This window comes from Streptomyces sp. NPDC001970, assembly GCF_053594115.1.
Window position 1 is genome coordinate 1 of sequence record NZ_JBSFDW010000073.1, and the last position, 17,856, is coordinate 17,856.

Below are 17,856 nucleotides of genomic sequence, written 5' to 3' on the forward strand. Positions count from 1 at the left end.
CCGGACCACCTACAAGGCCACCATCAGCATCACCATGCTCACGGACACCTCTTGACACACCCGACTCCGCCCTAACTGAACGGCGTTGGCTCTAGAAGTCGATTTCGACGTAGTCGAGGTCGGTGAACTGAACCTGTAGTCCAGGGGCGCGGCGTCCGTGGTCCTTGAAGTAGATCTCCTGCAGGCCCTCGGCAGCGATGTCCTGCAGCTGTTGATCGCTCGCGCCCGCGGCCTGGGCGTCGAAGAGACGGGCGGCGTAGGCGGGCGGGAGTTGCTGGGTGATCAGGCGGATCCGGGCGTCGTCGGTGGTGCCGGGAGCTGCGGTGAAGCCGAACCGTGCGCGGGTTTCGATGAAGATGCCATCGGTGGTGGCGGCCTTGCTCCTGGCCCGCTCGCGCACGCGGGGCTGCCAGCGTCTGCGCACCTCCTCGGCCAGGCGAGCGGCGAGGTCCTTGCGGGGCTGTTTGATCTGTCCCTTCAGGTAGCGCTCGACGGTGCGCTGGGAGATGCCGAGGCGTTCTGCGGCGGCCCGGGTGCCCTTGGTGCTCTTCACGAGGAAGCGCATCTGGGCCTGAGGGGACTTGGGGAGGGGACGGGTGAAGGTGCCGGCCGTGGCTTTGTCGAGGCTGTCGCCGAAGATGCCCATCGTCGCCTCCTACTCTCCGCCCGCGGCGGCGTCGGTGCCCTTGATGTGCCGGGCGGGGTTGTGGCCCGCGTCCAGCATCTGCACGGCCCACATCAGCGACTGGGTGCCTTCGTGCTTGACCATCCCGGGTGACACACCCAGACGGAAGCCGCCGGTCAGCGGCTTCCCGTCCGGGGTGCGGGGCATGAAGTCCGGTGGACCGGGCCCGTCGGACAGGTACACGGCGCAGTCGGACAGCACGGCGATGGGGAACAGCCCGGCGACGTCGGCGAGTTTGAGCATCTTGCGGTGCATGTTGATACGGGCGGCAGAGATGACGGCGGCTCGGATGTCGGGTCGCCACGTGGCGCGTTCCAGGGCGGGCCAGCGCTGACCGGGCCGGTAGCCGGCGCCCTGCGGGCGTTCGCGGAGCTTGCCGATGCCGCCCTTGACGGTGGCCTTGATCGCGGACAGCACGGCCACCTGCGCGGGGTCGTCGTGTTTGTGGTGTTCCATCGCCGTAAGGAAGTCCGTCTCGCTCATGCCGGAGGTGACGCCGAGCCGTTCCATGGTGGCCAGGTAGGCGTCGCGCAGCCGGGTGTACCAGGCGTCCAGGTACGGGCCGTTGTCAGGCCGGACATAGGCCTCGAGCGGTGTGACGTCGTGGCCGAGCTCGGCGGCGTACGCGACGGTCGGGGTCGCATACCAGGCAGGCCCTTCGGGCCGGGTGCCGTGCGGGGTGAACGGGTTGGGCAGGCGCGCGTCGAAGGTGATGTGGGAGAGGTCGACCAGCCAGCTGCCGGGCAACGCCTTGTCGAAGAGCGGAGCCTTGACATGGACCGGCGCGCCCAGGCCGACGGTCAGCCGGTTGGCTGCCGCGGCGAAGGCCATGTTGACGTCGATGCCCACCGCGAACGGCTTGGCGCACTCCTCATCGGTGAGCAGTTCCGGGTCCCGGATCCACTCGTAGGCCTCCTCGTCGAGGACTTCGGCCGGCGTGCGCCGGTGGCCGCGCGGGTACAGGGCTGCCGTCACGGGGTGTTCGTCGGGTGCCTCGGGCGGCGCCGGGTCCACCGCGTCAGTGAGCGCGCCCGGGTTCGGGCCCGAGACCCAGGTGCCGGTGGCCGGGTCCTTGACCGGGCGGGTGGGCGGGCGCAGCGCGGTCATCAGTTCCAGGCCACAGACGGCCGCGGAGCCGCGCGGGGTGATGACGCGCATGGCGTAGTCGCCCAGGACCTGGGCCAGTTCCGGGGCCGCCAACTGCCCGGCACTCCCCCAGGTGCGGGTGTCGAGTGCGTCCCAGGGCAGGACGGCCAGCTGCACGCACTGGCGTCGGCCGTCCTGGGCGGGCCGGTAGATGCGCGCCCACGGCCCGAAGCCGCGGCGGGTCAACTGCCATTTCGCCGCGGTGATCTGACGCACCACCGGGTGGTTCTCGGGCAGACGCAGACCCCGGCGGTCCTCCAGCACGGTCGGAAGTCCCAGCTGTTCCGTCGCCTGGGCGGTCAGGAGGATCAGGGCGTCGGCGTCCTTGCCGTTGCGGTGCAGGCGGGGCGCGCCGAGCTTCGCCTCTGCGAGGGTCCATTCCACCAGGGACGGCACGTCGGTTGCGGGGCAGTCCAGCACGAGGCCGCCGATGCAGTGCGCTGATCCGTTGCCGTCCAGCACCGCAAGCGGGCCATGAGCAAAGCGCGGGTCGACAACGGCAGGCACGGTCTCCCGTGGCGTTGCCGTCTTCGTGCGCGGACGGTGCGGCGTCGCGGGCCGCCCCGCACCAGGCACCGGTCGAGCGCGCGGGGGCTGAGAGGCGGTCCTGTCTTCCGACGGCTCCTGGCGGGCGGGTACGTCGTGCGATGGGGGCGTGTCGTCGGCTTGGGCGGCCAGTTGCGCGGCCATCCCGTCCAGGAGCTTGGCGTAGGCGGCCCGGGTGGCGCCTTGCGGTTCACTGCGGCCCGTCTCCCATCCGGCGACGGTGTTGCGGGCCACGCCGAGCGCTTCGGCGATCTCGGTCTGGCTGAGGCCGTAGTCGGTACGCAGCCGTGCCCGCTGCGCGGGCTCCGGCAGCGTGGTGCGGCGTGGCCCCGACTTCAGCAGGGTCTCCACGGGGTCAGGTGTGCCGGCCATGTCGGTGCGGGCTCCCTTCGGCTCAGTCCTGGCCCATGTGGCGAGCATAGTGCGGGTCGGCATCGAGAAAGGCCCGCAGATGCTGGCCGGTGAGGATCCGCGCGGGATTGCGCCCCGGGGGCAGCGGAAGCCTGCTTCCCAGAGCCCACTGGAAGCGGGCGGCGGGTGTCAGGTCGAAGGCGTACCTGCCGCCGGCGGCGGTGTCGGGAGCGTTACCGAGGATCTCGAAGACCCCGACGCAGACGCCGCCGTCGACGAAGGCCAGAAGGAAGTCGCCGTGCTGGGCGATGGTCTGCGCCGAGTACCGCCAGGGCCGGGAGGCCGCCTGCGCGACGGTGTGGCCCTGACGCAATCCCTGCCGGACATCCACCGCAAGCATGCGTCCCCCTCCCTCTTCCTGCACCGCCGTCGACCGAACAGCCTCATCTTAGCCCAGTACAACACATTTTATCGGCTGATAAAAATCGAAGAACTCCCTATGAACCAGCACAACCCCTCTCATCGCCGGCAGCATCGCCGCACTGCGAGCCCACGTCGGCCGCTTGATCCCGTTCAGCTCCACGACGCAAGAGGTCAGCACCCCGACCTGGGGTGCCTTGTCGTGCGACCGCCCCCGGGAAGGGAGCCACCGTGTGAGGCGTGGACTCGTCATCGTCGGTGCCGGTGCCGGTGCCGCCGGTCTGTCGTCGGCCCGTCGGCCGGCCGGACCCCACTGCCGTGCTCGGCAGCCCCTTGGGGTGGCTGCCGAGCTCGGCAGCCCCTTGGGGTGGCCCTCGTCGACGCCCTGGACGGACCACTCCGGCCCGGAGCGCGCACATGGTGCTTCCGAAAGGAGGCGGTGGCGAGTACGACAATGTCGTCGCCGCCGGCCGGGATCGGCTCCGGGGCACGGGGAGCGACAGCACGGTGATGGCGGGGCCCCCGGGCCGTTGCGGTACGACCGGACACGCCGAGCAAGATCACACAGTGGGTGCGGAGATCCACTGAGCCGGTTGAGCCACGTTCCCGAGCAGGGATCGTCGGCCAGACAGCCTCATCAGCCTGTGGCGAGGCGGATTCCGGCGGCCGTACGTCAGGGCGTTGGAATGCCCCCGGGTCGGTTGGCGGGGCGCCCGAACTGTACCGGGACCCCCGGGGAGTACAGCACGCTCACGGGCTCGCCGACCGGTTCGGGCAGTCCTGCCGCGGCCACCAGGTCCTCGTTGCAGTCGATGAGTTCGGCACGGTGCAGTGGCCAGCGCGGGTGAGTGTTCGGGAGGTACAGGGGCCGTCCGAAGAAGGCGCTGTGCATGCCCCAGCGGGCGGTCAGGAAGTGTTCGAGCTCGGTGGGCTCCTCGACGCGTTCACCGACCCGTACGGCGATCCGGCTGTGCGCGCCCCACGGTCCTGGCCAGCGCCGGGTGCTGGTGTACGTGATGGTGGTGCCTTCGGAGCGGATGGCCATCCTTGACCAGAGATACGGGAGCCGGAAGACGGCTCGCGCGACCGCCACCGGTATCAGGCGGGAGGCGTCGAGCGAGCGGAAGACCACGCCGCGCCGTCCGTGGGCATCGACCGAGTAGAGGCGGACGTTGGTTTCGGGAAAGGTGCCCAGATAGGGGACACCGGGCAGACGGAACCATCCCACGCGGTGCATCCGGAAGGCGACGAGGCCGACGTACGTCACCCCCTCCAGGGTGTCCGGGACGGTCCCGGCCGGCAGCAGGGGGGCGACGACGGCAGGGTCGGCGGCCCAGTGGAGGAAGGCCAGGTCGAGCCACGACTGGGTGAGCAGAGGGTTCGCTCCAGGGCGGGGAGGATCAGCCCTGATGGGTTCCGGTTCCGGGGCTGATGGCGTGAGCGACACAACGCCAGGATCCCAGAGCTCCACTGGCAGCGGGACCCCGCTCCCTCCACGATGCCCCCGCATGAGACGCCTCGATCAGCAGTACCTGGCCGCGGCAGCTTCCACGGCTGCCGAGTACGCCGCGGTCCTGCCCCGGCCATGGGGCTCTCCCGGCGGCTCGTCGAGCGCGACTTCCGCGTAGCAGAGCACCGCGTCGAGGCGATCCACCTGCGGCCCCAGCAAGTCCACAGCGGTCTCGAGCGACGTCAGGTCGGTGAGGTCCAGCCGATGGTGACGCACCCGTGCGCCGGGAACACGGGATCGGATCGACACCACGGCGGCTTCCACTTCCGCGGCATCCCGGCTGCCCAGCACGACAGTGGCTTCCCGCGAGGTGCTCCGCGACGAAGCAGCCGACGTCCGCGTTGCCCCCGGTGACCAGGAAGGTGCTGCCATCGGCGCGCGGCAGCCGATGACCGTTCCAGGGCCGGGTCGGGATACGGACGGCAGGAAGCAAGCTCCTCGCAATCGGTACGACGGGGATGGCTGCGAACGCACGCGCACGCGCCCCTCGGGCGTGTGCCCCTGCTCCCAGGTCGCAGCAGCGGTCGACGGATCACCTGCAGTTCGCCGACATCGGTTCTTTTCACCAGTTTCGGTTCTGACACCCCGCCGGCACGCTGCCGAAGCGACCGAAGCAGCAGACAGGCTCGATGCCGTTGCCAGAGCCCCGAACGTGGCAGAGCACCGAAGTGGCCAAGTCAACTTCTCGGCCGTGAGCGACCGAGCCTGCTGGCTCTGTCGTTTGCGCCTTGTCGCGCTCCCGACTGCCCCCTACGACAGGGCGGTCACGGGTCGCATCTACCAGCGAAAGGAGGTGTTCAGGTCCTTTGCGGTACGGGTCCGTTGACGAGAACCCACGCCGAGCGTGCGCGGTTGCGCACGTTGACCCCGGCGACGTGGTCGGCGGGGCCGGCGAGCCCGCACCGACGACAGCAGAAGATGTCCCGGACGGGACGGTTGTTCCTCGCCGTGTGCCCGCATCTGGGACACATCTGCGAGGTGTAGCGGGCGTCCACCCAGATCACCGGCACCCCGGCCCACCGAGACTTGTACCGAATGTGCTCTTCGAGCTGGTGGAACGGCCAGGAGGAGAGCGTGGCCCGCTGGTCGCGAGAAGGCCGTACCCGGTCACGGATGCCACTCAGTTCTTCGAGGGCGATGCCGCGTCCGGTGCTCCCCCAGAGCTTCGCCTGGGAGGTACCCCCAGCGACGGCGACGATCTCCTTGCTGATCTTATGGTTGACGTGGGCGGCGTGCCGGGCCTCTCTCTTCGCCCGCCGCTTGGCCCGCCTGGTAGCGGACCGAGTCTGCTTCGCCTGCAACTCGGCCCGCTTGCGGGCGTGCCAGCGCCGGTAGCGGCCAAGGCGGCGGCCCTGGTAGTTGTCCCCGTCGGACGTGGTGGCGAGGTTGGCGATGCCCCGGTCCACACCGACCCAGTCCACCGGGTCGGTGTTGAGCGGGACCTCCGGAATCTCGCAGGTGGCGACCAGGAACCACATGCCGTCCCGGTGCACGAGATCCGACTCGCCCCGCCGGTATTTCGCCAGCATCGCCAACTGGCCGGGGTGCCCGGTGTACCGGACGTCCTTGATCCGCCCGGCCACGGTCCAGACGCTGACGGTCTGCGCGTCGTGCTGCCACGACAGGATCCGGTCGTCATAGGGCTGGGCCGCATCGGGGCGGAAGACGATCGGCTTCGACTCCGCACGGCTGCGCCGCTTCGACCCGGCCGGACCAAGGTTCCCCACCCGGATGTTCGCACGCAACGTGGTGTAGGCGTCCACGACCTTCTTCACCGTGCGCACGGCCGGCTGGGCAGCCAGCCCGAACTCCGACTTGAGACGGGCGTAGACCAGCTTTTGCATCTCGTTACGGGACGTGGCGCCGCGCTCGTACGCCAAAACCGATGCGGCGTCAGCCGCCCGGTTGCACGCGGACAGGGTCACAGCCAAAGCCGCCCCCACCTCAGGCGACGGCAGCAGCTTCACCTGCACCACGACCTTCACCCCATCAACCTAACCGCCACCACTGACAACAGCCGAAAGCGCAGGTCACCACAGGCACGGAGGGAACTCCGCCGCTCCGCGGCTCCGCTCCAAGGACCCATTCCTCCCCGCCCTGAAGGACGGGGCCTCCTGGGAGAAATCAGGTGAAGCACCCGATGGTCAAGACGCGCCCAGAGGTCTGAGGGTGGCTCGGGCGCGCCCCATGCCATGGACGTCAGCTCGTATGCTGATCGGCTACGGGAGACGCTCCGCACGAGGTCGGCACGTGGCGCCAGGGACGCAACCCGCAGCGCCGGAGAATCGGGGTGCTCGGCTGGGCGTTGCTGGTCCTGGTCGTGGTCGCGCTGTTCACCCTGGCGCCGCGCTGACTCATGACATCGAGCTGAGGTCTCCCCTCAGCACAGCGAGGCCCACCTCATCTGGAGCGCGATCACGCTCACGACCCGCCGCCTGACCAGGAAGACCCCACCGGCCGACCGTCACGGGCCGACCGCACCGCCACTGCGCCCGACAGGGCCCCGCGCCTGCGGACCCGGGCCACGACATCCGGCTCACACCGTTCGGCGTCTCAGCCTGGGTCACTTCCCTCAGACCGGGACGACCACCGCTACCACAATCCCTCCCGCGGCACCCGTCTTCGTGAGCCGCAGCTCGTCCGGCCGTAGCTCTGCCGACCGCTGAGGCCCGCGCCGGCAGCCGTCCCGCGACTCATGCCGCGAACTCTCCGCGCGCCGCAGGCTCAGTCCTCGCCGGGGACGGCCAGGCGCGCCCACACGGTCTTCCCCCGTGGCTCCGTCGGCGACCAGGACCAGCTCTCGCTCAGCGCGCCGATCAGTTCGAGCCCCCGGCCGTCGAGCGCATCGGCGTCGGCGTCACGGGTACGGGGCGGTTCAGGGCTCGGGTCGGCGACGGAACACACGAGGTGGCCTGGATGGCGGACGAGGCCCAGCCAGAGCGGGTACTCCGTGGCGGCCTCCTGAGGCTGGGCGCCGAGCGCATGCCGTACGGCGTTGGTGACGAGTTCGCTGACGATCAGCGCCATGTCGGGGATGAGCGGCTCCAGCTCCCAGCCGTTCAGGGTGAGGGCGACGAAGCGCCGTGCCTGACAGGCGTTCCGCGGTGTGCCGTCGAGCCCGCAGGCGGCGAACCCGCCGAGGGCGGGAAGCCCGTACCCCAGGACGTGGTCCTGCCATGTCTCACGAGAGCTCTCGGGCGGCGGTTTCGGGCCGAATTGCGCGGACGCGTGCCGACTACCGTGCACGGACTTCGTGCTTGAAATGGTTGACATGTGAATCGTCACTGCTCATGTCCCCCTGCAGGCCTCGGTGTTCGACGCTGCGGCAGCCGGTGGGGAACGAGTATTGTCGAGCCGGCAATGGAAATGCAATTGCATCTGAGATTGCACTGACCAGATCCAGAACGAACGAACGTGCGAACACAGAGGGATTGGTGGGCATGGAGTTCTCCAACGGCATACAGGCGGATGCACTGAACTCGGTGACGTGGATCAAGAGCAGCCACAGCAACGCCACTGGCAACTGCGTGGAGTTGGCGGCACTCCCCGACGGTCAGGTGGCCGTGCGCAACTCCCGCGATCCGAAAGGGCCGGCGCTCGTCTACACGCGCGACGAGGTCGAGGCTTTTGTCGCGGGGGCCCGCGGTGGCGATTTCGACGCCGTGATTGGCTGAAAGTCACCACCCCGCCGACCAGTTCTCCATGGCTCACGCAGGGATGTACGGGATAGTGTCGTCGTCTTCTCAATAGTCCGCAGGAGCGCGCGATGGCCGCAGTCGAACCGAGCCCGTCGTTGTTCGCAGGGCCCCTGGGAGCGGTCGAGAGCAATCCGACCGCCTTGAAGGTGATCCTGGGCGGCAAGTTGCGCGAACTGCGCGTGGCCGCCGGGCTCGACCCCTCCGCCGTCGACGTCCGGCTCGGCTTCTCCCGGTCCAAGACCAGCCGGATCGAACTGGGCAGGCACGGCTGCAAGCCCGCCGACGCCCTCGCCCTGCTGGATCTCTACGGGGTGGACGGGGAGGAGCGCGTCGCGGAGTTCCTGCGGCTGGTGGAGCAGTCCCGCCAGAGCGACTGGTGGCGCAGCTTCAGCGACGTCCTGTCGGACTTCTTCGCCCCGCTGGTCGCCCTGGAGGGTGCGGCGGCGACCATCCGTACCTACGAGCCGTTCTATGTGCCGGGTCTGTTGCAGACCTCCGCGTATGCCCGTGCGGTGATCCAGTCCGGGCCCGCCCGCCTCTACAGCCACGATGTGCAGCGCCGCGTCGACCTCCGGCAGGAGCGGCAGCGCCAGCTCGACCAGGAGGACGGTCCGCGCCTGTGGGCGGTGATCGACGAGTCCGTACTGCTGCGCACGGTCGGCGGTGCTCAGGTGATGCGCGGGCAGTTGGAGCATCTCGTCGCGATGATGCAGCAGCCACGGATCACGCTGCAGATCGCTCCCCTGGACCTGACGGCCTCGGTCGGCGTCGGCACGGGAGTCACCTATCTGCGCTTCGCACTGAGCGACCTGAAGGACGCCATCTACATCGAGCATCTGACCGACAGCACCTTCAGCCAGAAGCCCCAGGTCGTCGAGCAGTACCGGGACATGCTGGACCGGCTCGGCGCCTGCGCACTCACCCCGAGGCAGTCCCTGACTCTCATACAGAAGCACCTGTCCAGCCTCTGAGCACGGCAGAGCTCCCGAGCACCGCGGAACACGACAGAGCACCGCGGAACACGACAGAGCACGGCTGAACACCAAGGAACACGGCTGCGGCCCCAGGCGGGAGACGCCCGGGGCCGCGGCGCGTACGGCGACGAACGGCAGGCCGCGGCCGACCGTTCACACGAGACGGCCGACGCCTCCCCATTCGATCCACTCGTCGGTCTGCTGCACGGGAGCGAGGTCGGTGTCCGGGCGCCAGGTGGACACCTCCACCAGACCCGGCTCCAGAATGTCCAGACCCCTCAAGTACTCGGTGACTTCCTGCTCCTCGCGAACCCGGCCCCAGTGGCCGCCGGTGGCCTCCGCCATGAAGTCCGTGACGAACTTACGGATCTCTGGCTGATCGCTCACCAGCTGACAGACCACCAGGAAGCTGCCGGGAACGAGGCGCTCGGCGACGCGCCGGACGAGGCCCGCCGGATCGTCCTCGTCCGGAATGCAGTGCAGCACGGAGACGAACAGGGCGGCGACCGGACGGCTGAAGTCGATCAGCCGACGCGTCTCCTCATGGCCGAGGATGCCATCGGTGTCCCGCATGTCGGCCTGGATGACGGCGGTGCGGTCGTTCTCCTCCAGCAGCGCCCGGCCGTGCGCCAGCACGATGGGGTCGTTGTCGACGTACACCACGCGCGAGGCCGGGTCGATGGCCTGGGCGACCTGGTGGACGTTGTTCTGCGTCGGCAGACCCGATCCGTGGTCGATGAACTGGCGGATTCCGTAGTCGGCGGCCAGCGTGCGCACGACACGCTGCAGGAATCGGCGGTTGTTGACGGCCAGCACCTTGGTGCTGGGCACCTGCTGCAGCAGCTGCTCGCAGGCATCACGGTCGGACTGGTAGTTGTCGTTGCCCCCCAGGAAGAAGTCGTACATGCGCGCCACACTGGGGACCTTGGTGTCGATGGCGTCCGGGCTCCACGACTCGCTCTGCATCCAGTCCTCAATCACGTCAATGGGAATTCCGGTCGGGTAGGACGCACATGCTAGGGAGCACCCGGAAGGCGGTACAGGTACTTGGAACAGCACGCCTACGGGAGCACCTTCTTTCGGCCAACCGGCAAAGGCAGTTGGCCAGGGACCGGGCCCGGACATCCGCGGAGCACTGGAAACGCACGAGCCCCCGGCCGTGGCCCCGGGGGCGTCGGCGGCCTTCGCCGAGCAGGCTCATGAGCCGGTGGCCAGGCAGCCCCTGGCAGCAGTCCCGACCTTGGGCCCCTCCACCGGATCGTCCCGCAAGCGGGCAAGCCGCTGGGGACCTTTGGCAGGTCGGGTGCGGGGGCGATGCCCAGCAGCGGGCGTTCGGTTCGCAGTCCCAGAGCGACGCGATGTACGCCCGGTCGAGTCCGCGTCGGTCTTCGAAGTCGGTGACCACTCTCGGCGGTTCGGCGGAATGCCGCCGGTGTGGTGCTCGGCCGCTGCCGAGGACGTACGGGCCGTGGTGGCGTACACGCCCGTGGCCATCTGTGCCGACGGGCTATGGCCGGTTGTGGGCTCAGCGCCGCAGTGCCCACTTCAGCACCAGCTCCAGCGGGCCGCCGGAGAAGCGGCGCAGCCACAGCGTGGAGACGGCCATCAGAACGGTGCACACCGCCGCCGACAGCCCCATCACCCACCAGGGGCGGGCGGGCTCGGCGAGCCTGGCCGCGAGGCCGAGTCCGACGCCGTACGAGACGAGGACGCACAGCACGTTCTGCGGCACATGGCCGGACAGCGCGGTGCGGCCGACGGAGGTGAGGCCGGTGGTGAGCGGGCCCGGACGACGCACCCGGTCCGCCACGGCGCCGATCAGGCCGATGTGGCCGACCGCCACGAGCGGAGCGGCGCAGTAGCGGCCCAGCAGGAAGAAATCGGGTCCGGTCAGGGCTGCCGGAGCGGTGAGCGGCACGCCCAGCACATTGCGGTCGCCCTGCCGGCTGCGGCCCGGGGCGGGCGCGTCCGGCTGCGGGCGACGGCCTTGGCGGCCGGCGTGGGCGTGGGCGTCAGACGGTGCCGCTGTCCGGTTCGGCCTTGGGCGCGGCCGGGGTGTCCGGCCCGTCCGCCTGCGTCGGCGCCGTGGCTGCGGGGGGTGTCTGCTCGGGGGTGCAGATGACCTCGTCGCGGGGCGTGTAGTGGGTCTTGAAGTTCTCCCGCTTGACCTCCTTGCCGCCTTCGACGAAGACGCGGCCGACGGCGACGTCGAAGCCTTCGAACGGGGTCTGGACCTCGCAGGTGGGGCCGCTGCCGGTGCGGGTGCCCGGCGGCGTGATGTTGGTGCGCGGGCCCTTGGTCGCGCGTATCTCGTCGTACTTCTTGGTGCCGAGGAAGGTGATGGTCAACGAGGTGTCGGTGGACTGGGCCCGGATGTAGAGGGCCTGGTCCAGGTTGTTGATCCAGCGCAGGTCGAGGGTGCCCCAGGCGACGGTCGCTTCGCGGCCTTCGGGATAGCGCTCGATGTAGAAGGAGTGGGCGCCGTACTCGACGGGCTTGACGCCGGCGAAGAACATGGCGTTGAACATGGTGGTGGCCACCGCCGAGACACCCCCGCCGGGGGACTTCTCGTACTGGCCGTTGTTGATCATGATGCCGTCGACGAAGCCATTTTCCTTGGTCCGCTCGCCCACCGTCCTGTTGAAGCTCCACTCCCGGCCGGGCTGGACGAGCGAGCCGTTGATGAGCTCGACGGCGCGGCCGATGTTGGTGCTGCGGTAGGGGGCGGCGGGGAAGTTGACGGTGAAGGAGGAGACCTTCTCCCTGATGCCGAGCTGCTGGGCCCGTTCGCCGGTGAGCTTCGGCTCGATGGGGTCGGCGGCGATCGCACCGGTGCGGGCCGCGTCGCCGGTGCGGGTCAGCAGGGGCAGGACGGCCTCGCGCAGCTGCTTCTCGGTGACGTCGTAGCCCGTACGGGCCTCACGGGTCACCACCACGCGGCCGCTCGCGTCGGCCCCGAGTTCGGCGTCCCTCGGGCCGGGGGCCGCCTGCTTCAACGGGCCGGCCACGGCGGGGTCGGCGAGCAGGCCCTTCGCGTCCAGGGTCGGCACGAGGCGGCCGTTGGCGTCGGGCGTCATCGTCAGATGGTGGGCGAGCGTTGCAGGGCCGATGGATATGCGCGCGCCCGCGAGGGTGAGGGTGAGGGGGCCGGACAGCGCGGGCTGGGCGAACTCCTTCATGGCCCGCTCGACCTCGCCCTGGCCTATCCGCGGCTGCGTCTCCTTCACCGGCAGGACGACGGGGCGGGCGCCGGTGGCCTTGGGGTAGGCCTCACGCAGGGTGTGCAGGGCCTCACCGGTGTTCAGGGCGATGCCGGTGAGCGGGGCGTGGGCCTGGGGTGTGCCGCCCTCGAAGGAGATCGCCCCGTCGCGGACCTGCCGTCCGGCGGCCTCCGCGATGCGGCCGAGCGCGGCGCGGGTGTGGTCCTCGTCCATGCGTATGACCGGTTCGACGTTCCCGTCCCCGGAGGCGAAAAGCCTGCCGATCGCGGTGAGCGGATCGGACCCGGTGCGTGCGGCGACGCCGGCCGTCGCGGCGGTGTCCAGGGACAGGCCGAGCGTCTTGGGCTCGGCCGTCTCCACGCGGTCGGCGATCTTCATCGCGATGGGTGCCGCGAAGGCCGGGCCGAGCTTCCGGTCCAGGATGCGCTGGGCCTCGGCCCTGCTCAGGCCGCCTATGTCGACCCCGTGCACGGCGGTGCCCTCGGGAATGTCGCCGGTGGCCAGCCCTGCTGCGTACAGGCCGCCCAGAGAGAGCAGGACGACCCCGCCTGCGGCAGGCAGGGCGATCCGCCAGGTGCCCGTGATGCTCGGTGCGCGTCCCAATGTCTCTCCCTTGGTGCCGGCCGGCAGCGGCGGCACCAAGGGCCGCCGGAACAGCCCGGTCTACGTGGATTCACACCAAATAATTCAGGAAAACAGACAAAAAGTGATCAAAGTGTGACTGTATTCACGGCGCCGGAACCCGTCCGATCACGGGCCACCGTGCGTACGGGTTGCGGGGGCGCCGGGCAGGCGGACCCGGGCAGCGCTGATCGAGCGGCCGGCGCCGTACGACGATCCCGGAATCGGCTTCAGCGGCGGCTTCGACGACCCGGTCGCCCATGCGTCGTGACACGGAACGCATGGGCCTTGACGCCGGCCGAGACGGGAGAGGCCGAACGCGTCCGGAGGTCTTCCCGTCGGCACGGCTCCTGCTCGCGCCGCAGCGGCCAGGCGGACCCTGCGGCCGCGGGCACCGTCACGCTCGTCAGGCGTCGCGGGACAGTTTGCCGACGGTGGGGTGCCCACATGCGCGGGTCCGGGTGTGCGGTGGCTTCCGGCGCCATGTCGGCACCGGAAGCCACCACGACGGCGGAACGTCAGGATTCCGCCGCTGCTCCCAGGGCGGTGAGCAGCGCGAGGGGGGTCGCGGCTGCCCAGGTCTGAGGGGAGCAGGAACGGGGGTAGGGAACGGGTCCCTCGCCGTCGAGTCGGGGGTATCCGGAGATGACCTCGGGGAGTCGGTGGTGGTGGCGGGCGGCGGCATCGGTCAGGGCCCGGGCCAGCGTGGCGGTCTCGCGGAGGAGGCCGTAGCGGGCGAGGCCGAGGGCGATGACGGTGTTGTCGTGGGGCCGGATGCTGCCGCGGTGGTAGGACAGCGGGTGGTAGGGACGCTGCCCTGAGGCGAGCGTCCTGATGCCCCAGCCGGAGAAGAAGTCGTGCCGAAGGAGGCGTTCCCCCGTGGCGCGGCCCTGGTCGGCATCAAGGATGCCGGACCACAGCAGGTGTCCCGCATCGGAGGCGAGGGCGTCGACCCGCCGTTTGTCGCCGTCCAGGGCGAGCGCGGGGAACGCTTGCCCGGGCATCCAGAACTGGGTGGCGAAGCGCTCACGCAGTTGCTGCGCCGATGCCTCGAGGCGGTCCGCCCAAGCGGGGTCGTTCCACGCGTCTCGGGCGAGGGCCGCGGTGCGGCGCAGGGCGTCGTACGCGTAGCCCTGGGCTTCGGCGACGGCGATGTCGCCGGTTGCCTGGGTGCCGTCGGCGAAGCAGACCGCGCCGTCGGAGTCCTTCCAGTTCTGGTTGAGCAGTCCGTGTTCGTCGGCGCGGTAGGTGAGGTATCCGTGCTCGTCCAGGCCGCCGTACTCGAACATCCAGGTGACTGCTGCCCGTGCCTGGGGTTCGAGGCGATGGGCGAGAGAGTGGTCCCCGGTGTGTTCGGCGTGGGCGTGCAGGAGGACGAGGAAGAGGGGTGTGTCGACGGAGCCGTAGTAGCGGCCGTAGGGCACCTGACCGAAGTGGGACAGTTCGCCGTGGCGGATCTCGTGGACGATCTTCCCGGGCTCGGCGACGCGGGCCGGCTCGTGTGCGGTGGCCTGGGTGGCGGCGAGGGCCAGCAGGGTCGCCCGCGCGAACTCGGGCCGGTAGGGCAGGGCGAAGTAGGACGTGAGCAGGGAGTCCCGGCCGAACAGGGTGAGGAACCAGGGGACCCCGGCTGCCGGGACCCGTACCGTCTCGCCGTCCGGGCCGGAGGCCGGGATGCGCAGCGAGGCGAGGTCGGTGAGCCCTTGGCGACAGGCGTCGGCGAGTGCCTCGTGGCCCGCGGGTATGGACAGGGGGACGTCGGCGAACGTGCGGTGCTCGCCTCGCGCATGGTCGGCGATCGCCGCGGGGCCGACAGGCGCCGGCGAAGCGGCGGGGACGCCGTGCTGGGCTGCGGGGACACCGTGCGGCTCGGCCGTGACGTGGAGGGTGATGTCGGTGCTGCCGTGGGCGGGCAGTTCCACGTCCCAGGTCAGGGTGGTGCGGGTGGCGCCCGGGGCGGATCCGCGCCGGAGGGCCGGGTCGGTCCGGAGGGCGGGGTCGGTCCGGAGGGCGGGGTCGGTCCGGAGGGCGGGGTCGGTCCGGAGGGCGGGGTCGGTCCGGAGGGCGGGGTCGGTGATCAGGCTCGCCCGCGAGGCGGGGCAGCGCGTCGGCGAAGTGCTCGTCATCGTGGTGACGTTGCTCAATCCGGGGTCCTCGTGATCGCCGGCGACCTTGCCGGTACCCCGTTCGTCACCGGTGTCCGGGAACTGCTCTACCAGCGGGCCATGCCCCGTACCACCGCCCACCTCACGGTGGCGACCTCCCGACTGGGCGACCAGGCCGGCCTCATCGGCGCCGCCGCCATGGTCGTGGAGTACCTCTACTCACCGGAAATCGCCGACGCCAGACTGGCCGCCGCCGTCGGCTCCTGACCGCCACCGATGCCACGACGCCACCCCTGGAGCACACTGTGACGCACCACCACCTGGCCCCCCGGCCTCCCCTGCCCGACGGCCGCGGCTCCCGACCGGTCCGTGTCGGCCTGGTGGGTGCCGGGCCCTGGGCCCGGGCCATGCACGCCCGCATGCTCGCCACCGGCCCCGAGACAGAGCTCGCCGCGGTGTGGGCGCGCCGGACGGAAGCGGCCGCGGGGCTGGCGGCCTCTTACCGTGCCCAGGTGGCCGGGTCGTTCGAGGAACTCCTCGACCTCTGCGAAGCCGTCGCCTTCGCCGTACCGCCCGCGGTCCAGGCCGAGTTGGCCGTGCACGCGGCGAAAGCCGGAAAGCCGATGCTGCTGGAGAAGCCCCTCGGCGCGCGGGCGTCGCCCCGGGGACGGCCTCTGCGGTCGCAGGTCCCCCGCTGACGTCCCACATCGCATCATCGGCACCGTGGATCACCGGTACGGGAACGTCGAGCGTCCGGAGCTGCGCGGTCCGGTCTCCCGAGGTGTCCGCCGGTACCGGACGGGGAGCGGCCGCCGTCGCAGAGGGAGCCGGGCGGGGCCGATGCAGGTGAGGTGCGATGCAGGTGCGGTGCATGGACGCGAACTCGTGCCACGTGTGCGGGATCGAGATCGCGGCGGCCTGCGGCCGGGTATCCGCCGCGGAACGGTACGGGCGCGGCCGGAGCGACCTGCCCGCGGCCTGCCGCGGCTACGAGGCGAGGGCTTGGCGGCAGCCCCGCAGCGGGGACAGGCGAACCGGTGTCCCACCGACTCGCCGGCATCGGTCCCCACGGTGACACCGCAGCCGTACCGTCGGGGAAGCCCCAGGCGGGCACGAGGGAGATCTCAAGACCTCGGAGCCCGGCCCGCCCCTCGATCAGCCCGCGCATCCGCGGTCCACGCGGCCGATCATCCTGCATGAGCTACGCGATTCACCGGAGCCCGATGACCGCTTAGCACCGATATGATGCACTTTGTGATCACGCCTGGACGGCTGCGGCGCCGTCGTCCTCCCTACAGCCGCCGGTGGGAAGCTGCCCTGCTGTCACCGGTGATCCTCACTGTCCTCATCTCCGCCCTGGCGTTCTCCACACCGAGGGAGATCGCCATCAGCCGCCTCCTGCCCGCCGCGCCCGCCCTCGCCGCCGCGATGTGGCCCGTGCTCCCCACGGTCCTGCTGGGGACGTTCTGCCTGCTGGTCATGATCGGCCTCAGCTTCGTCTACACCGACCTGGGCACGCCCTACACGGCGGCCGCGATCGTCGCGGTCACCGCAGCAGCCGCCTACGGAAGCCATGTACGCCGCCAGCGGGAGGAGATGCTCTTCCGCATCCGGCTCGTCGCCGACGCGGCCCAGCAGGTGCTTCTGCGTCCCCTGCCCTCCCGCATCGAGAACGTCGAGATCGAGTCCCTCTACCTGGCCGCCCAGGAGCAGGCCCGGATCGGTGGCGACTTCTACGAGGCGGCCGCCACACCGTACGGGGTTCGGCTGCTCATCGGCGACGTACGGGGCAAGGGCCTCTCAGCGGTGGGCGCGGCCGCAGCGGTGATCAGCTGCTTCCGGGAGGCCGCCTACGACGAGCCCGACCTCAGAGGGATCATCCGCCGCCTGGAGACCACCATCATCCGCCACAGCGCCTCCTACCCCTCCCAGGACCACCCGGAGCGCTTCGCCACCGCCATCATCGCCGAGATCCGCCACGGCACCAGCCACGTGAAACTCCTCAACTGCGGACACCCTCCGCCCCTGCTCGTGCACCACGGACAGGTCCGCGTGCTGGAGCCCACCACCCCCTCACCACCCCTCAACCTCGCCACCCTCATCGGAGCCCACTACTACGTCGACACCGTCGCCTTCACTCCCGGCGACCAGCTGCTCCTCTACACCGACGGTGTGACCGAGACCCGGGACCGCACCGGCAAGTTCTTCCCGCTGCCGGACTGGATGCAGCGGCAAGGCCCGGCGCTGCCGCGCGAGCTGCTCGACCGGCTCCACCAGGACCTGCTCCACTACAGCGGCGGACGCCTCGACGACGACATCGCCGCCCTCGCCGTACGCCGCCCGAACACCCAGGCCCCGGACCGCCCCGCATAGGTGCCGCGCGCACGACGGCCCCGCCCCTGCCGGGCGGGTTCTACCGGCGGTAGCCATGTACGGAACCGCCGGAAAGAGGTCGCCGCTCGCGAGCTCAGCGAGGCCGAGCGTGGCGGTGGTCATGCCGCACCTCCCTGGAGTGTGGGTGCCGTGTCGGCCAGGTGTACCGGGTCGGCCATCGCGACGAGTACCTCGCGTGGTCCTTC

The 17,856-nt window shown here is 70.5% G+C and carries 12 protein-coding genes and 4 pseudogenes; 5 read left to right on the forward strand and 11 right to left on the reverse strand.

From position 1 onward, the window contains the following. Positions 1-91 precede the first annotated feature (91 nt). The 7 genes and pseudogenes from tpg to ACWCP0_RS40815 all read right to left on the reverse strand — a co-directional run bounded on the left by tpg (position 92) and on the right by ACWCP0_RS40815 (position 7,931). On the reverse strand, positions 92-646 hold the full coding sequence (gene tpg / locus ACWCP0_RS40785) for a telomere-protecting terminal protein Tpg (protein WP_451083775.1): 555 nt from the start codon (positions 644-646) through the stop codon (positions 92-94). A 9-nt stretch (positions 647-655) separates the two neighbouring features. Beyond that, positions 656-2,749 carry a telomere-associated protein Tap gene (tap, locus tag ACWCP0_RS40790; RefSeq protein WP_451083776.1) on the reverse strand — a complete coding sequence of 698 codons (2,094 nt, stop codon included), beginning with the start codon at positions 2,747-2,749 and terminating at the stop codon, positions 656-658. A 22-nt stretch (positions 2,750-2,771) separates the two neighbouring features. Next, complete coding sequence (locus ACWCP0_RS40795) at positions 2,772-3,128, reverse strand: hypothetical protein (RefSeq protein ID WP_451083777.1); 357 nt, start codon at positions 3,126-3,128, stop codon at positions 2,772-2,774. Positions 3,129-3,821: 693 nt separating this feature from the next. Continuing rightward, positions 3,822-4,595: a YqjF family protein gene (locus tag ACWCP0_RS40800; protein WP_451083778.1), complete on the reverse strand. Its 774-nt coding sequence runs from the start codon at positions 4,593-4,595 to the stop codon at positions 3,822-3,824. 150 nt (positions 4,596-4,745) lie between these two features. Beyond that, positions 4,746-5,073: pseudogene (locus ACWCP0_RS40805) on the reverse strand (KR domain-containing protein); the annotation flags it as partial. A gap of 382 nt (positions 5,074-5,455) precedes the next feature. Beyond that, a complete protein-coding gene (locus ACWCP0_RS40810) occupies positions 5,456-6,643 on the reverse strand; it encodes an RNA-guided endonuclease InsQ/TnpB family protein (RefSeq protein ID WP_451083779.1) in 1,188 nt (395 codons plus the stop codon). 739 nt (positions 6,644-7,382) lie between these two features. After that, a complete protein-coding gene (locus ACWCP0_RS40815) occupies positions 7,383-7,931 on the reverse strand; it encodes an ATP-binding protein (RefSeq protein ID WP_451083780.1) in 549 nt (182 codons plus the stop codon). 167 nt (positions 7,932-8,098) lie between these two features. Between ACWCP0_RS40815 and ACWCP0_RS40820 the strand changes: the two genes are divergently transcribed. Both ACWCP0_RS40820 and ACWCP0_RS40825 read left to right on the forward strand, forming a co-directional pair. Further along, the gene (locus ACWCP0_RS40820; RefSeq protein WP_451083781.1) at positions 8,099-8,332 is read left to right on the forward strand and encodes a DUF397 domain-containing protein; all 234 of its coding nucleotides are present in this window, start codon (positions 8,099-8,101) and stop codon (positions 8,330-8,332) included. 92 nt (positions 8,333-8,424) lie between these two features. Continuing rightward, positions 8,425-9,327 carry a helix-turn-helix domain-containing protein gene (locus tag ACWCP0_RS40825; RefSeq protein WP_451083782.1) on the forward strand — a complete coding sequence of 301 codons (903 nt, stop codon included), beginning with the start codon at positions 8,425-8,427 and terminating at the stop codon, positions 9,325-9,327. A gap of 156 nt (positions 9,328-9,483) precedes the next feature. Here the strand turns inward: ACWCP0_RS40825 and ACWCP0_RS40830 are convergent, their stop codons facing one another. The 4 genes and pseudogenes from ACWCP0_RS40830 to ACWCP0_RS40845 form a co-directional block, all read right to left on the reverse strand. Next, positions 9,484-10,296, reverse strand: a complete 813-nt coding sequence (locus tag ACWCP0_RS40830; RefSeq protein WP_451083783.1) for an SAM-dependent methyltransferase — start codon at positions 10,294-10,296, stop codon at positions 9,484-9,486. Between the two features lie 559 nt (positions 10,297-10,855). Next, positions 10,856-11,254, reverse strand: a pseudogene (locus ACWCP0_RS40835) (DUF418 domain-containing protein); the annotation flags it as partial. An 88-nt stretch (positions 11,255-11,342) separates the two neighbouring features. Continuing rightward, on the reverse strand, positions 11,343-13,154 hold the full coding sequence (locus ACWCP0_RS40840; protein WP_451083784.1) for a VanW family protein: 1,812 nt from the start codon (positions 13,152-13,154) through the stop codon (positions 11,343-11,345). Between the two features lie 536 nt (positions 13,155-13,690). After that, positions 13,691-15,298 (reverse strand): amylo-alpha-1,6-glucosidase, encoded by a 1,608-nt coding sequence (locus ACWCP0_RS40845; RefSeq protein WP_451083785.1) that lies wholly within the window; start codon positions 15,296-15,298, stop codon positions 13,691-13,693. Here ACWCP0_RS40845 and ACWCP0_RS40850 point away from each other — a divergent pair. The 3 genes and pseudogenes from ACWCP0_RS40850 to ACWCP0_RS40860 all read left to right on the forward strand — a co-directional run. Beyond that, a pseudogene (locus ACWCP0_RS40850) lies at positions 15,252-15,544 on the forward strand (ROK family protein); the annotation flags it as partial. The gene ACWCP0_RS40845 and the pseudogene ACWCP0_RS40850 overlap by 47 nt on opposite strands. A gap of 53 nt (positions 15,545-15,597) precedes the next feature. Continuing rightward, a pseudogene (locus tag ACWCP0_RS40855) lies at positions 15,598-15,927 on the forward strand (Gfo/Idh/MocA family protein); the annotation flags it as partial. A gap of 604 nt (positions 15,928-16,531) precedes the next feature. Further along, positions 16,532-17,650, forward strand: a complete 1,119-nt coding sequence (locus tag ACWCP0_RS40860) for a PP2C family protein-serine/threonine phosphatase (protein WP_451083786.1) — start codon at positions 16,532-16,534, stop codon at positions 17,648-17,650. Positions 17,651-17,856 lie beyond the last annotated feature (206 nt).